Genomic DNA, 14,949 nt, shown 5'->3' with positions numbered 1-14,949 from the left:
AGCTGCGGTCGTGGTGCGTGCGGCAGCCGGTGAAGAGGATGCCCGGGCGCTCCTTCCCGAGGCCGTCTCGGTGCTCACGAGCTTCACCAACGTGACGGAGCCGGAGCCGGAGAGCTACCGATCCGACCGTGATATGAGCTGGAACATGGGCGCTGACCGTTCAGCGGCTACGGCGCTGCCCATGGTCCTACTCGATGGCGACCTTGGGGCGTTGAGCGGTGTTGCACGCCCTGATGTTGCCGTGGCCATCGAATCGTTGGCCACGAGCACCTCTACGGAGGTGCACCAACGCCTGACGGCCAGTCTGGCGGCCGTATGGGGCAAGGACTGCGAAGGAGACGAGGCGCATCAAGCCAACCACGCCACGGCAACGACGGTATACCGCGAATTGCTCTTGGGCGCTGGGCTTGAACCATGGAACGGGCAGGAACGTCCCCATGTCCGGCTCGCGGAACCGCTTGACGCGTCGCTCCGGCAACCCGACCTCCGCTTCGACGTGGCGATGGCCGTCAACGCGCTTCCTAGCCTCAAGACGGCGTCCGCCTCCGACTGCGAACACGGGCAGGTGGCACGGGCCACGCTTGGCATACTTATCGAGTACGACCTGCGGGCCTGGCCGGCGAAATGGGCCCGCCACAGTTACCACGGTTCAGGAGCTTGGCGAAGAGAGTTAGACGCTTGGGTCGCGAATCAGGTCCTGGCAGGCGACGACGAGTCGCTGGATGGATACCTGGATGCGTTCGCTGCCGTGCCCGAGCAGCTAGCCGGCCTCCTGACAGCCCTGGCAGACCGTGCTATCTCGCCGGAGCAGGCTCAGCGATTGTTCGAAATCTGGCCTACCATCCTCGACCATCTACTGCCCGGAGCCAGGCACGTGTCCGGTCCAGATGACAAGCGACCGCGATGGCGAGACATGGTCGAACTCGATAAGGCGCTTCTACCCAAACGACCCGATGCTGCGCCCTGGTCCGGCCTGGCCTTCGGGAAGATCTTGCAGCGGTGGATGGACGCCTACGCCCCACAGCCTAGTCTGTGTGAACGGCTCACTCTGTGCTTAGCGTCGTTTGGCCATATGATCTCACCGGAAGGCGTTGGGCTGATCCTTCGGATGCTCGGTGACGAGCCTGCCCGAATCCTGCGCGATAGCCAATACGCCATAGGGTGGCTGCACCTCGTGCTCGTGGAACGGCCCCACGGTCTCGATGCTCACCGGGCCGTCCTCCGCCAGCTCGTAGATGACCTGGCAGCACGCGGCTCACTTGAAGCGATCCAAGTCCAGCGGGAATTGGAAGCATAGCAGAGGGCTGGGTTCGCTGGATTTACGGGAAAGCCGGATCGGATTTACCCGCCAGATTTCATCGTAAGCATCTGATGATGTGAGAGGTGCCCAGTGCAATGCTGGGGCGCCGCTCTTTATGCGGAGACGCCTAGGAGCGTTTCGATATCGATGGCCCCAAACGCAAAGGCAATTATCGCGATAACCGCTAGGATAGCTGCCCATCGGCTCTGTAGCCAGACGAGGCTACGGTCCAGCAGCCTTGCTCCCGATGTGGCTGTTCGCAGTGTGGTTCCGGCCGCCGGGGCGGTTTTTAGGGTCCGAGGTGCACCATCTTCATCGAATACCTGCAGTCTCTTAATAAGCTGTTTTCGCCACGTAGCATCGCCAGTGATCATGAATCCTTGTGTCATCTTCAGTGTCGTGATCAGCGTCGCGGGGATTGCCCCCTCGATAGACTTGGGGGAGCTGCAATACTGGCGGACTTCGTCTGCCGTGGCCCGGTAGATTGCCGCAATAGGATGCGGTGCATCGGGGCCAGACACCGAATCTTCCTGCCTGGCAAGGCGTTCGAGCATCCGCGAAACGTGAAGAAGTTCCTTCCTTGCCCAACTGATCGGGTCCGACTTCCTCGTCGACAGCGAACGGCGGACCTCGATGGGCTTTGCGTTCTGGGCAATGATTTGGTTGATCTTGGCTATCAAAACGAGGCTCGACGGAAAACGAAGAATCGCCTCCCGGATGGGCTGCATACAGTATGCCACCACTGCCATCCCTAGTAAGTAAAGCACCGTAACGTTGGCGTTCGCCGACCAGGCGTGCAAACCCGTTAGAGAGTACATGGAGGAATGAAATACCGCAGCTAAAACCATCGAAGTTAGGCCGATTAGACAGAAGATCTTAATCCATAACTGCCTCACTGTGGCGGGGTCCTTTTCGTACACCTCCTCCGGAAACACTAATAGGCTTCTCCTCTTGAATGCAGTCACACGCGAGATGCTGTAATGAAACGCCACTAGGCTGTGAAATATGCTGACCGCGGCAATGCCGAAGACAAAGGACTGCTCGGTTGACTCCCGCGCATCTTCCGGATAGAAGGCTGCAAGTAATGGCCCGGCTATTTCGCGAACGTACTGACTAGAAAGGCTGACCGCAAACATTGCCAGGATGAAATCGAGCGGCTTTTTGTCCAACACTGCCGAAGCTATCCGGGTTTCAAAGAACAGTAGCAGGAGAATCTGAACAGCTAGTACTATGAAGGTTGCTAGCGCGATGATGCTGGGCAGCGCAAAGGCAAGTGCGATTCGAGGCCAATCCACCGTAGTGAATTATCATGTCAGCAGGTCACTTGTGAACAACTAGTCGCATAAATGTCATCAAGCGCGGAAAGCCGTATTGATGCCTTCCGGTCGATGCAGCGGTGCGGATCGCATCCGGGGAGGGGTTCGGCGGAGGATGGACATCACGACAGGGATGACCCGGCGCCGATCGTGGCAGCACTTCGGAAGCTGATCGACTGCGTGGGCCGGGGCGAACTGGGCGCTCTCCGCTTACGATCTTGTACCCAGCACTGATGAGCAGGAGCGGGTACTTGACCGGGAAGCCGGAGTTCTCGGAGCCCGTTGCCGGGTTGCGGCCGCTCGGAATCATTCAGGTGGCAGCCGGGTGCGCGGTGATCCGGATCCGGTGGGTCGCGTGGTCGATTGCGGCCGTTACGTGGAAGCGGCCGTTGATCAGGGCCCAGTATTACGCCGACCTGGGCGTGGCGGAGGATCGGCGGAGCAGTGAGACGATCATGGCAGCGTAATTCAGGCAGGTCATGTGACGCCCGATCGGCGGTGCTGCCTCGGTTCTCGTGAGCTGATCTGGTATTGATCTTGGCGGGAGGGGTGGCGCTTCAGCGTGGGCCGTTCGGGCTGATCTCGTCGAGGTATGCGGCAGATCGATGTAGCGGAGCCGTCGGAGTCGTCCGATCATGGTGCTGTTCAATTGGCCGGTTTTCATGAGGTCGTAGACGGTGGTGCGGCCGATCTTCAGCAGTTCGGCTGCTTCTTCGACGGTGAGCAGGAGGGCGTCGAGCGTGGCTTGGCTGGATGCGGCGTCTTGGAGTGGATTGTTTTGTGCCGCTACAGCTGGCTTGGCTAACAGCGCGGCGATTCGCAGGCGTTGGTCGAGGGTGAGCGACGATGCAGCTTCAGACAGCCGCTGAATTGCCTGGTCAACCTCGTTGCTGCCCACCGCTCCAATCTTGCATGCGGAAGTGTCGGTAGCGAGATGATGTCCCTCAATGTTGTAACAGTCGAAAGGAGAGCGGGGGATCGGCACCTCATGCCGGGGTGGCATGAGACAGGAGATTCGCCTGCCGCAACTGGTCCGCCAGGTCCGCAGGCAACGACCCGCGCCAGGTTTCGAAGGTCCCGGGTGGTGACGCTTCGATGTGGGCTCCTGGCCCGACAGCGAGTCGGTGGCGGCTGCCGGTGATCGGGTTGCCGTTCGCGGCGTATCGCTGAAGGGTGAGAATCTTGGGCTGCCATACGGCGTAGACCTGGCCTCTCGTACTGGTGGCGTAGACGGCGACCGGTGCCAGATGGGCGACGCGGGTCAGGAGCCGCATGGCCGCTCCGTAGGGGTTGCCGCCGGAGCGGATGCGCAGCAGTCGGGGTGCGGCGAGCGTGAGGTCGCGGTACTCCGTGCCGATCGACTCGATGGCCCGTTCGACAAGACTGGAAGTCAGCAGGTACGGGCTGGCGTCGATCAGCGAGTCGGCGGTGAGGGTGACGCCGAACCCGATGTGAAGGTCTGCGCAGTAGTGGGTGACCCGCTCGTTGTCGATGTCGGCTGGGTCGACCGCAGCGAGGGCCTGGCACCGTTCGAAGGCATCGACTATAGCGTCGGTGGTGTCGTCCCAACCGGTGACCTCGCTGGCGAGAATTGCGAGCCCGACCAGGACGGCCGCGTTGCGTGCCTCCTTTACGTCGTCATCCTCTGGTGTTGCCTCGGCGACGCGGAGCAGTACGGAGACGAACTGGTCGAGTGTGGGCCATCCACCGCCAGCGGCCACGAGGAAGGCGACACGCAGCAGAGCCAGTAGGGCTCCGGTGTGCCACTCAGGTGTCTGCGGTAGGAGCGTGTCGATTCTGCGGGCGAGCCTGGCCGCGGTGACGGGATCGGTGAGAAATCCGGTCACGGGATCACCGGAGGCGGTAAGTGGGTCGCCGAGTCCCGTGTCGTGTTCGTCCTCGTCGTCGAACAGGTCGATGCCATCGTCGTCGTTGTCGGTCTCATCGACGACGTCGCCGGCGTCGAAGCCTTCGTCTGAGCCCTCAGCAGTACCGGTGATGGCGGCGTAGCCGAGAGCAAGGCGTACGAGAGCGGACCCGACCGTACGTTCGGCGGCCTGGCGCCATTCGCCTGACTCCTGCCCCGTTCCGGCGCGGGATGCGTCCGGTGCGGTGGGTCGAACTGCGGCGAGTTTCTTCAAGGCTTCGAACAGCCGCTCGCTTAGCCGCCGGTCCCCGAGAACATCGGTCAGGTGGTGGTCCTCAAGTGGGCTGACCGTGCCGGGGCGGATGACGACGGCGATCGGGTCGGTGACTCTTACCGGGCCGATCATGCTGCCGTCGTTCAGTGCGACGTGACACAGGGAGCCACCGGTATCGGTGACCTCGGCTCGTAACCGGTGTACACGCTCGTCGCTGCCGGTCAGCGTCAGTGCGTGGGGCTCCTGGTTCTCGAGCAGCAGGTCGCGGATGGCTCCTGGGCTGTCGGCCACGACGGTGACGAGCACACCGGATCCGTCGAGGATCGCGCGGAGTAGTCGTGGTGTTTCTGGATCCCGGGCTGTCTCGGGTTGTGGTTCGGCGACTATTTTGCGGACGGCATCAGCGTCATCGAGGGACTCGCCGAGCGGGGGTGCCAGGTCCCCGTCGCCGATCTGGCACAGCAGGGCGAGTTCGCAGTTGCCGTGTTTGTCGCCGGTGGTCCGGAGCATGGCGGCGGCGGTGGTGTTGGCGCTGCCGACCAGTGCATGTGTCCCGTCGCCATCGCTCCATTGGACGAGTTTGCCGTGGTAGTAGCGGGTGTCGGCGATGGCGTACAGGTCGGCGCCACCCTCGTCCGCCCAGGTGACCATCACGTCGGGATCCGCAGTGGCATTGGCGGTGACGGCGAAGGTGATCTGTTCGGCAGCGAAGTGCGTACTGAGCCGACGAAGTGCAGCCGCCTGGCGGTCCACGAACGGGCTCGCGAACAGTAGGTCCGTCACCTGCCCGGTAGGGGCGGGAAGCTGTTCGGTGATCGGGGTGTGCAGGTTGTGTACCAGTCGTGGCCCCGTACTTCGCGCTGGGTGACGGGTCAGCGTGGCGGCGGCCGCCGCGATCCGCCCTGCACCGAACCTGTCGATGTAGAGAAATCGTGGTAGCTCCAGCAGCCAGTCAGCCAGTTCGTGGAACGTGTCTGGCCACTCACCGGAGTCCGCGGCCAGGGTCGTCCAAAGCTCACCGTTGTGGTGCCATCCGCTCGCGGTGACGTTGCCCGAGCCGATCGAGACGATCGCGCGTTCCGGCCCGGCGATGACGACGAGCTTGGGGTGGAACTCGCCGTTGCCGCGGCATCGTACCGGGACATCGGTGTAGTGAACGCCGGCGTGATGTACATCGGCCGCGGGCACCAGGTCAGCGGCCAGGTCGTGCACGACGGTGACCCGGGCTCCCGCGGCGCGGGCCTCCGAGAGACCGATGCGCTCGAAGAACCTCAGGTCTGCGGTGTAGCTGAGGACCAGCACCTCTTCGGCATCGACGACACGGGTACGTAGCAGCGCCGGTGGGGCGCTGCCGGGCTGCAGAACGTCACTCCAGCGTTCGTTCACTCGATCCACCGCCGTACTGCCAGAGCGTCGTTGTCGAGGGTGAGGTAGCCGAGTTCCTCCAAGATCTGGCGCATGCGTTCCAGCCGCAGGCCCGGCGCGACGCTTCCCTCGGTGCCGGCAAGGTCCAAGACCTCGCCGACCTCCCGCAGCCGCGTCGGGATTCGTAGCCGGCCCGCTTCCCAGCGCACCCGCCGGTGACTGATCTCCATGGCTTGCCGGAGTAGCCGATCGACCAGATCACGGCCGAACTCCGCAACCGAGAGCCGACCTGCGTTCTCCAGCAGGTTGCGTACATAGCTGGGACCGAGTTCCCCGAACTCGGTGAACGAACGCAACTCCGGCCCGGTCAGTTCGGGTAGCCGCCGGGCTCCCAGCGCGAGCACCTGGACGTACGCCCACGGGTCATCACTCTCGGCACCATTGGGGTAGAGCAGATCGCCCTCCACGTCGCGGATGCAATCTCCCTCCCGGTGTGGCGGAAGATCTGTGGTGAGCGACTTCACGACGTTGCCGTCGTGCCCGGCGCTGGCGACCAAGGCCTCGGCCAGCGCCTCGCCGAGTGCCTCACGGCTTCGGGGTTTCTCCGCGAGGCACTCGGTCAGCCACCACCACAGCCACCGCCATGCCGTGACGCTAGCGTTGCGAAGTAGAGCGCCGCGCCAGGAGAGCGCCCAGTCGAGCAGTCGGGGATCACTCAGTTGAGCAAGCCGCTCAGACGTGTAGCAGAGCTGAGTCATTGCCAACCGGGTACCGATATACGGATCCTGGCCGTCGTGGGCGTGTAGCACCAGCCGTGCTGTCGCAGCCGTGCGGGCGCGGGCTTGCTGTACCGCCCTCGGTGCCGGGACCAGATCACCGTCAGTACCGAAAAGGATGGCACTCAGCAAATCTCGCTCGTTGCCGGATCGCACCTGGCATAGGCAGGCTCCGGGAAGCACCTGGTCGAGTTGATCAGTGCTGAGCTGATCTTCAGCGGCCCACGTAATCAGTGAACGCACGGCGGCCAGCTCGGATTCCGGGAGCGCAACCGATCCCGGTAGCAAGGTTCCGTTCGCCGAATCGAGCAACCCGGCCTCGATCTCCGCGCCGCGGTAGACGGACAGGAAGCCGCCAGTCTGTGACGAGTACTCGGCAGCCGAGGACGGGACGTCAATGAGCCCGCTACCGAGGCGTTCGGCGATCACGCGGGTTCCGTGCGGGTCGCGGTACGGCAAGGGGGCGGCATGCTCGTCGGGATGGGCGGCGGCGTGACGCAGACTTGCCGCAGCCAACACCACTTCCGCCCGGCGAACTCGGTCACGTCCGGCGGCGAGTGCGTCAGTCTCGCCGAGCGCTGCGGGGAAGCCGGACGCGACCACGGCATGCAGCAAGTAGTACCGGGCATGAGCGGTGCCGGAGTTGACCAACGGCGCGAGACGCCTCGCATTGCTCAGCGTCGCGCTTTCCACGCCAAGAGGGAACCGGCCTTGATCGATGAGCGGTGCCGCCTCGGTGCTCCATGCCGGCCCCAGAAGAACAACCACGGATCCACCATAGGCGTCCCGAGAAAGCAGCGTCGGACAGAACAGAGGCATCGCCTGACTCATGCAGGTTGGGAGCCGCCCGGCGAGCGCTCGATCAAAGGGACTACCAGTTTCCGCCGCACCCGGATGGAGATCACAGGCTCCCCAAATTTGATGATCGATGGAGAGCCAGATGGGGCGGTCACGGCGGGGGTCGCACGGCGTTCAGCAACGTCAGGTGTCATCCTCTGACCAGGGCTGAATCGCTCTTCTGGTCAGCGGTTTACGTGGACCAGCTTTTGCCTCCGGAGCGTCTTGTCGCGCGATCACGCGCAGGCTGGCCAGCCGTCGGCGGTGTAGCAAGCGGTTGGGTATCGTCGCCGTGGTCGTGAAGTCCGTAGGCTGTGTGGGTGGCGATCCACGATGAGAACAACTCGGCAACGCCGTCACCAGACCGCATGGGTTCCTCGTCACCCGCGCAGGCTCTGCTCCGCCCGCCCCAGGCTCAAGCTGTGGAAGCCGTCATGGCGTTTCTCGCCACTGAGAATCCACGTCGGGCACTGCTCCAGGTGCCGGTTGGCTTCGGTAAGACGATCATCATCGCTGAGCTGTGCTCGCGACTAGTGGAGACGAGGCGAGCACGGAAGATCCTGGTGGTCACCGATTTGAGGTCGGACACGGCAGCCATCTTTGACGTTCTTCGCCGTTACCACCCGGCTGGTGCTCACGGTCGTTTGGATGGGTCGCTCTACGTCGATGAGTACGTCGGCGGTGTCTCTGTACCGGGAAACGTCGTGGTGGCCACCAGCCAACGCCTTCTGAGCCACGTGAAAGCCCATGCGCAAGGTGACCAAGATTCCCCGCTCGCCGACGATGGCCTCGACGGAATCGACGTTGTTCTCGTCTACGAGTCTCAACGGGCAACGCTATCCGCTCTGGTCGAGTTTTCGGACAAGATAGCTGCTCCTCTTATCGCCTTCGGCTTCAGCGCTGATGAGCGGACGCTCGACTTGTTCGGAGGGGACCTGCTCTGGAGATATACCTTCGAGCAAGCATTATCCGACGAATACAACATCCCTCCTCGCATCTATCGTCTGACGCACGCGCTTGAGACATCTGTAAGGTCAGACGAACCATGGGCGCCGATCCGGGAGGTCGTGACGGAGTTCCGGGACAAGCTGTTCTCGGAAGCCTTCCCGGACCGGACGATAGTCCCGAAGACGGTGATATTTGCAAAGAGCAGCGCGCACGCGGATGCCGTCGTTGAAGCTTGCCAGCGGGTATTCGAGGAGGGGCCGGACTTCGCGGTGAAGATTACCGCTCATGTGGTGAACCCCCGGGAAATTCTGCACCGCTTCCGCAGGGATCCGGAGCCCCGAATCGCCGTCACGGTCGATATGTTGGCGTCAGGCGTCGACTTACCCGCCGTGGAGTGTCTCGTTTTCCTGCGGCCTATCAGGTCGGAGCTGTTGTACCAGCAGATGTTGGGTCGAGGGACCCGAATCATCGCCGGTGACTCACTGCGGGCGGTGACGCCCGATGCTACCGAGAAAACCTATTTCGCTGTCTTTGACGCGGTCGGGGTCACGGACGAAGGACACTTCGCTACGGCCGACCGGGTACCTCGGCAAGATCATCACCGTCTCACCGCACGACGGTTCCGTCTGTCGGATCTCCTGGCCGGTGGTGTCCTGTCGGTTGGCGCATACCTCAGGTACAAATCCCCCGGCACCGGATCGGTCACGACGGCAGTGGTGCGTGACGACGGCGGTCTCGGCTTCCTGGACGGCCGAGTGTTCTCGTCTCCTTCTGCCGCAGCATTAGCCGTGGCAGGTTATCCGGTCAATGGGTGGACCGCCTGGGTTACGGAGGAAGAAGACGCGCCCCTGGACCAGTTGCGACAAACGATGCTCAGCGCAGCTGTGGACGACCTTGACAGATTGGCCCAAGAGTCCGCGGCCCTCCGTAAAGCTGCCGATGCTGAGGAGCAGGGAAGCCCCGATGAGCCGGACTCCGAGGTGGGTAGCGAGACCGAAGATCGGGTCAGGTGCCTGGCCGAGCTGCGGAGATTGCGCCGGGACGCGGATGCCGGCATGGCGCACACGCTCAGCGTCCGGGAATTCATCGGTCTTTGGGGCGCCCGCGGACGTGACGCCCGGCTGATCGAAATAATCGAAACTGATCTTTCAAACCACGGTCTCGTCACAACTCCGGACTTCCGCCTGGTCACTTTAGAGGAACAGGTCACGGTCGAGGTGTCGGTCGCCGCGGCCCCCTCGCCGCAGGCTACCGCCGAACCTGACATCGTGGGTGGTCCCCTGAGGGAGACACCCGAGACGACGGAGATCATCGAGGCGACGGAGCCCTCGAAGATGCGGCAACGGCCAGAGCGCGGTCTGGTGGTCGGCAACCTACCCTCCGCGAGTCTAGGCGTCGAGTCGGTGAAACCGGCGGCCACGATCGAGCAGGCAATCACGACGATGCTGCTTCACGACTATTCGCAGCTGGCGGTGATGTCCGGGCAGCGGAACCTAAGCGGCGCAGTTACTTGGAAGTCGATCGCCAAGGCACGTCACCAGAAGCGGGACGCTCCTTTGTCCGCCGCCGTCATCCCGCCAGAGGAGGTGAGTTATGCGGATGACCTAATCGACGTCTTGCCCAAGATTACAGCTCATGACTTCGTCTTCGTTCGGGGACCGCATAATGCCATCTCGGGGATCGTCACTGCCAGTGATGTTGTGCAGATCTATGGGATGATGACGTCGCCGTTCTTCATCATCGGCGAGATCGATCAGACTCTTCGCTGGATCATTGAGGAGTCCATCGATATCGAGCGGGTTCAGACGCTTTGTGACGCGGACGGGACACGCCAGATCGACGGCTTCTCCCGGTTGACGATGGGCGACTACCAACGAGTCTTGGAGAACCCCGATGCATGGGCTGCGCTTGGTTGGCCACTGGACCGAAAGGTGTTCTCGCAACAGCTTAGGATCATCTGCGAAATACGGAACAACATCATGCACTTCAATGGCGACCCCCTACCCCACGAAACGGTCACCATGTTGAAGAACTTCCTGTCTCTGCTCCGCGAGTACTGCCCCTGACAGTTTGCCCGGCTACGGTTTGTGGCCGGGAGCCGGCAAGGTGCTCCGCGGGTGAAGGAACAGTGCGGTAAGACAACGGGCCTTTCTGGTCGGTCCTTGAGCAGATGGTGCTTCCAACTTGCTTCCTGTCGGGCGTCTTGCCGGTCGTTCTGGGGTGAATCGGGCTTTCCTGCCTCTCGAGTGTTGAACAAGGGAGGGCTGTTGCAGAGTGGTACGTCGCACTGGGCGGGCCGGCGCCAGAGGGGTGGCAGGAGACCTGCAGGCAACGCTATCCGGGCTGGTCGAATCGGCGCCCGATCGATAGCCATGCAGGTGCACAGGGCCAGCGGCCCCCGGTTACCCCCCAGAACTGCCCGTGAACGGTAACGTTGGGTGGTAAACGATGACCGGTCTCCGGAGGTATTCGTGCAGTTCAACCCCAAGTTGCGGCGATCGATGACAAGTCGATGATAACCGCGTGTTGGCACAAGGGGCCGCAGGTTCAAATCCCGTCAGCCCGGCCGTTGGAAGCCCTGATCAGTGCGGATGCGGTCAGAGTTCGGCCTGATCTGCGTGCGTGCGTGCCTCACGGCTGAGTGCTCGGATGGTTGAGCGAGTCCTACCGTGCCTTGGATGCGGCCGGCTGCTCCCGGACTACCTACGAGCGCTGAACCTGATGCTGGTGAAGGCGTTTGTCGACGGGAAGATACGGGTTGCCTTACGTTAACGATGAACTGGAGAGATGTCTCTTTTGCTCGCGGAGAAGGTCGAGCGTTGCTGTGCCGTCCGGACGGCAGGCTGCGCTCCTCCACGAACATCCGGCCAGGATTCTCAGGACGGCTGTTGGCGGGCCGATGGGCGCGTCGTGACAGCTCTTCAAAGCTCCGCGGTCTCCACCGGCGGCGAGCGCGACTGGTTCAAGACCTGCACCTTCATCGGAGTGTTCGACGTGGGCGCCGCGAACCGGAGATGAACCCTTACGTCGATTGCGCAATACTCTGCGGCGTTCGGCGCATCCTGTCTGGAGGCGTACCCGATTATGGAAATCATGCAGTACGTGTCTGACTCTGGTAGCCGTTCTCGGAACCATAGTTGGTGGAACTTCGAGTTCCCGAACAATCGGGGCGCCAGCGTTCGTCCATCGCAAACGGCATTTCGTTTTGATGTTGACTTCGACCTGGAAAACGGCAAGGGCCATGACCTGGTCCGTGGGCTTGATTCGATGGAGGTGGAAGCACTGTTGATCGAGATAGCGAGTAGTGCTCCGGCTGATTCTGATTGACACCGGCGCTCATGGTCTTTGGTCGGCCGCCGTCAATCAGATTTGATGGCGTCGGTGTGAGGCTGGTGTCGTGCCGGCCGGTCAGCCCTCGGTGAGCCGGCGGTGTTCGACGGTCTCCATGTCGATGTATGCCTGGATCATGTCGCGGTAGATCCGCTCCACCAGGTCGGGGTCCGCGCCGGCTTCGTCGGCCAGGGCCCGGACCCGGGCCACCACCTGCGCCACCCTCTCCGGCGCCCGCACCGAATGCCCGTCGGTCTTGAGTGGGGCGGCGCGGCGAACCAGGTCCTCGCGCCGGGCGAGCAGGCGGACGAGGTCTGCGTCCAACTCGTCGATCGCGGCGCGGATACCGGCCAGCGCCGACGTGGTGTCTTTCATGCCGGAAATCTTTGCACGCCCCGCCGCAGCCCGGTACGCCGTGAGCCGGACCGCTGACGCACGGAAGGGGAGGCCGATGAGCCCGACGCCGGAGCTGTACTGTCGGCAGGCCCCGGCCCGCGACGACACGTTGATGGTCGACTACCCGGCCGCGGTCGGCGACTGGGACCTGTTCCTGCCGCAGCGCCTCCTGGTGGTGATCGAGCACGGCGGCCATCACCTCGACCACACTCGCCCGGCCCTGCTCGCCGCGGTTGTCGAACGGGGCCTGGCTTCCCTGCGTCTGTCCCCGGGGCCGTGAGAGGCACCCGTGCGGGGGAGGTAGGAGGGCGGTCAGGCCAGGCCGGCGAGGTGTACCGCGGCGACGGTGACCAGGCCGGCCCCGAAGAGGGTTACGCCTCCGGCTGCGAACAGTGGGGTGACCTTGGTGGCTTTCTGCAAGAAGGCGTAGGTGCGGGAGCTTCGGGTCACCAGGGAGCTGCCGGCCACCGCCAGGGCGCCGACGCCGAACAGGACTACGGCCATGCCGATGCCGAAAGTGATCACCATCAGCAGGGCGAAGCCGGCTCGGCCCAGGAACAGGCCGGTTACCAGGACCAGGAACGCTGCCGGGGAGGGCGTGAGCCCGCCGGAGATGCCGAGCAGCAGCAGGCCGGGGCGCCGTTCGTGGTCGTGTGAATGGCCGTGATCGTGGGAGTGGCCGTGGTGATGGTGGTGGTGGCCGTGGTGGTCGTGGTCGTGGGAGTGCCCGTGCAGGTGGCGGCGGAGCATCCACGCGCCGGTGGCGATCACCAGGACTCCGGCGGCTATCTGCAGCCACGTCGTCAGGGTCTCCAGTTGCATCACGTCGGACAGGGACAGGAACGTCCACGCCACGCCGATCACCAGGACCGACACCGTGTGCATGACCGCTACTGATCCGCCGAGCCAGGCGGCGTCGCGGATCCGGCCTCTCGTGCCGGCCAGATAGGCGGCGGCCAGGGTCTTGCCGTGGCCGGGCATGACCGCGTGCCACGCCCCGGCGAGGAAGGCGAAGACAAAGGCCAACGGCGTGATTCCCGGTACGTTGATCAGGTCCTGCATCCGGTCGGCGAAACCGTTCACGACGCCACCCGCCGGCGCAGCGAAGGACGGCGCAGCGAAGGACGGCGCAGCGAAGGACGGCGCGAGGAGCGGAGCAGCCACGTGCCGGCGGCCAGCAGCAGGATTCCGCCGAGCACTGCTGCGATCTGCAGGAACGCGTCCCGGCCGCCCGCGGTTTCGGTCAGTGCCCAGACGTGGCTGTCGTTGTCCCGGTCGTAGACGGCGCGTTCCCCGTTCGAGCCGGTCGCCATGGTCCGGTAGGCGGGGTGCAGGTCGGTCAGCATCCGGACCGCCACGGTCGCCTCGGTCACCGGGCGCCCGCAGGTGAAGTCGGCTGTCGCACCCTTGAGGGCCAGGGCGAGCACCGGCTCGACCGTACCGGCGCAGGGGGTGGTCCCGTCGTTGACCGTGATCCTGTCCAGCAGGTAGCCGGTGAACTCGCGGGAGGCGCCGACCACGCCCGGGTCGGTGTACCGGTAGTCGACGGTGCCGTCGGCGCGGGCCCGGTCCGGCGGGATCAGGCCGAGCGACATGCCCAGTACGGTCAGATCGTCGGGTCCACCGACGCGCCATTTCACGCGTACGACATCAGGCCTTTGATCGTCGAGAGAGACGACCACGGTCTGCGGGTCACCGAACGGATGTGCGGACGCCGGATCGGGCGTCGTGACGACCGCCCCGATCACGGCCAGCGCGATCAGGGCGCGGAGGTATTGCGAAGACACGCCGGACAGTGTCCGTGCCGGTGGTCGACAGTAGAACCGGTAAAAGATGATCTTCAAGCGTCGGCTGTGTGAACAGCCCGGCATCACCGATGGTGCTGCCAGACCCCCTCGGAGACCACGTCCACCTCGTCGCCGCGTACCCGAACGGCTGAATCGTCGTCGAGCAGGTAGAGCGGGAAGCCGGCGGTCGCCTCCAGGTTCTTCGCCCAGGCGTCGTCGCGGTCCGGGAAGTCGGGGGAGTGCAGGTGCGGCTTGAGGTACCAGTCGAACCGGGCGAACGGCGAGGTGACGTCCTGCTCGCCCAGCGCGTGCAGGTCGGCGAGGTCACCCATCACGGCCGCGGAGTGCGCGTTCAATGCCCGGCTGAAGATCATCGAACCGGCGCTGGCACCCACCCACACCTTCTCCGCGACCAGGTCGAACAGTTCGGGGGAGAGGCTGCGGGCCAGGTGGTAGTGGTTGCCGCCGGTCGCGTAGACGACGTCGGCCCGCGCCAGCCGCCCGGCGACCACGGCGTCCGGCAGCCCGTTGAGGGCGAGCAGGCTCAGCTCGTTCCAGCCGAGCGCGCGCAGCCGGGCCAGATCGTCGAGCATCCATCCGTGATCGCCGGGCTCGGCCACCGTCGCGGTCGGCAGGACCACCACGTTCGCCTCCGCGAACGGCTTGCCGAGCAGGTCACGCAGGGCCTCGACGAGCGTGTTGTTGCTCAGGCCGCAGGAGGTCAGGAGAAGGCGCACCGGCGTCAATCTACCG

Annotated in this window: 12 protein-coding genes; 4 read left to right on the top strand and 8 right to left on the bottom strand. The window is 64.0% G+C overall.

What is annotated here, in order from left to right:
* Window positions 1–1,297 (top strand): hypothetical protein (locus Aco03nite_RS47135; protein ID WP_203808710.1); only part of this gene is annotated, 1,297 nt, incomplete at its 5' end.
* A gap of 116 nt (window positions 1,298–1,413) precedes the next feature.
* Here the strand turns inward: Aco03nite_RS47135 and Aco03nite_RS47130 are convergent.
* From Aco03nite_RS47130 to Aco03nite_RS47115, 4 genes are all read right to left on the bottom strand, one after another.
* Entirely contained in the window at window positions 1,414–2,595 is a 1,182-nt protein-coding gene (locus Aco03nite_RS47130) for a hypothetical protein (RefSeq protein ID WP_203808708.1), read from the bottom strand.
* Between the two features lie 427 nt (window positions 2,596–3,022).
* Window positions 3,023–3,514 (bottom strand): helix-turn-helix domain-containing protein, encoded by a 492-nt coding sequence (locus Aco03nite_RS47125; RefSeq protein WP_239146008.1) that lies wholly within the window; start codon window positions 3,512–3,514, stop codon window positions 3,023–3,025.
* Between the two features lie 88 nt (window positions 3,515–3,602).
* Entirely contained in the window at window positions 3,603–5,969 is a 2,367-nt protein-coding gene (locus Aco03nite_RS47120) for a phospholipase D-like domain-containing protein (RefSeq protein ID WP_203808704.1), read from the bottom strand.
* A gap of 170 nt (window positions 5,970–6,139) precedes the next feature.
* Window positions 6,140–7,666 carry a hypothetical protein gene (locus Aco03nite_RS47115; protein ID WP_203808702.1) on the bottom strand — a complete coding sequence of 509 codons (1,527 nt, stop codon included), beginning with the start codon at window positions 7,664–7,666 and terminating at the stop codon, window positions 6,140–6,142.
* 389 nt (window positions 7,667–8,055) lie between these two features.
* On the opposite strand from Aco03nite_RS47115, the gene Aco03nite_RS47110 reads away from it, so the two are divergent.
* Together Aco03nite_RS47110 and Aco03nite_RS47105 are read left to right on the top strand one after the other, a co-directional pair.
* Window positions 8,056–10,749 carry a CBS domain-containing anti-phage protein gene (locus tag Aco03nite_RS47110; protein ID WP_203808700.1) on the top strand — a complete coding sequence of 898 codons (2,694 nt, stop codon included), beginning with the start codon at window positions 8,056–8,058 and terminating at the stop codon, window positions 10,747–10,749.
* Window positions 10,750–11,776: 1,027 nt separating this feature from the next.
* Window positions 11,777–12,010: a hypothetical protein gene (locus Aco03nite_RS47105; protein ID WP_203808698.1), complete on the top strand. Its 234-nt coding sequence runs from the start codon at window positions 11,777–11,779 to the stop codon at window positions 12,008–12,010.
* Between the two features lie 81 nt (window positions 12,011–12,091).
* Here Aco03nite_RS47105 and Aco03nite_RS47100 read toward each other — a convergent pair whose 3' ends face one another.
* Window positions 12,092–12,388, bottom strand: a complete 297-nt coding sequence (locus Aco03nite_RS47100) for a chorismate mutase (protein WP_203808696.1) — start codon at window positions 12,386–12,388, stop codon at window positions 12,092–12,094.
* Between the two features lie 76 nt (window positions 12,389–12,464).
* Between Aco03nite_RS47100 and Aco03nite_RS47095 the strand changes: the two genes are divergently transcribed.
* Window positions 12,465–12,689: a hypothetical protein gene (locus tag Aco03nite_RS47095; protein ID WP_203808694.1), complete on the top strand. Its 225-nt coding sequence runs from the start codon at window positions 12,465–12,467 to the stop codon at window positions 12,687–12,689.
* Between the two features lie 32 nt (window positions 12,690–12,721).
* On the opposite strand, the gene Aco03nite_RS47090 is transcribed toward Aco03nite_RS47095, so the two are convergent.
* The 3 genes from Aco03nite_RS47090 to Aco03nite_RS47080 form a co-directional block, all read right to left on the bottom strand.
* Entirely contained in the window at window positions 12,722–13,492 is a 771-nt protein-coding gene (locus tag Aco03nite_RS47090; protein WP_203808692.1) for a HoxN/HupN/NixA family nickel/cobalt transporter, read from the bottom strand.
* Window positions 13,489–14,196, bottom strand: a complete 708-nt coding sequence (locus Aco03nite_RS47085; RefSeq protein WP_203808690.1) for a hypothetical protein — start codon at window positions 14,194–14,196, stop codon at window positions 13,489–13,491. The genes Aco03nite_RS47090 and Aco03nite_RS47085 overlap by 4 nt, the downstream gene beginning before the upstream one ends.
* 83 nt (window positions 14,197–14,279) lie before the next feature.
* Window positions 14,280–14,933 carry a Type 1 glutamine amidotransferase-like domain-containing protein gene (locus Aco03nite_RS47080; protein WP_203808688.1) on the bottom strand — a complete coding sequence of 218 codons (654 nt, stop codon included), beginning with the start codon at window positions 14,931–14,933 and terminating at the stop codon, window positions 14,280–14,282.
* Between the last annotated feature and the right edge of the window lie 16 nt (window positions 14,934–14,949).

The organism is Actinoplanes couchii, assembly GCF_016862075.1.
Lineage (GTDB): Bacteria > Actinomycetota > Actinomycetes > Mycobacteriales > Micromonosporaceae > Actinoplanes > Actinoplanes couchii.
The sequence above is the reverse complement of the archived record's forward strand: the minus strand, read 5'-3'. Positions and strand labels throughout refer to the sequence as shown.

Coding starts and splice junctions, on each gene's coding strand:
- Aco03nite_RS47095 (WP_203808694.1), top strand. CDS start 12,465: ATGAGCCCGACGCCGGAGCTGTACTGTCGGCAGGCCCCGGCCCGCGAC.
- Aco03nite_RS47105 (WP_203808698.1), top strand. CDS start 11,777: ATGCAGTACGTGTCTGACTCTGGTAGCCGTTCTCGGAACCATAGTTGG.
- Aco03nite_RS47100 (WP_203808696.1), bottom strand. CDS start 12,388: ATGAAAGACACCACGTCGGCGCTGGCCGGTATCCGCGCCGCGATCGAC.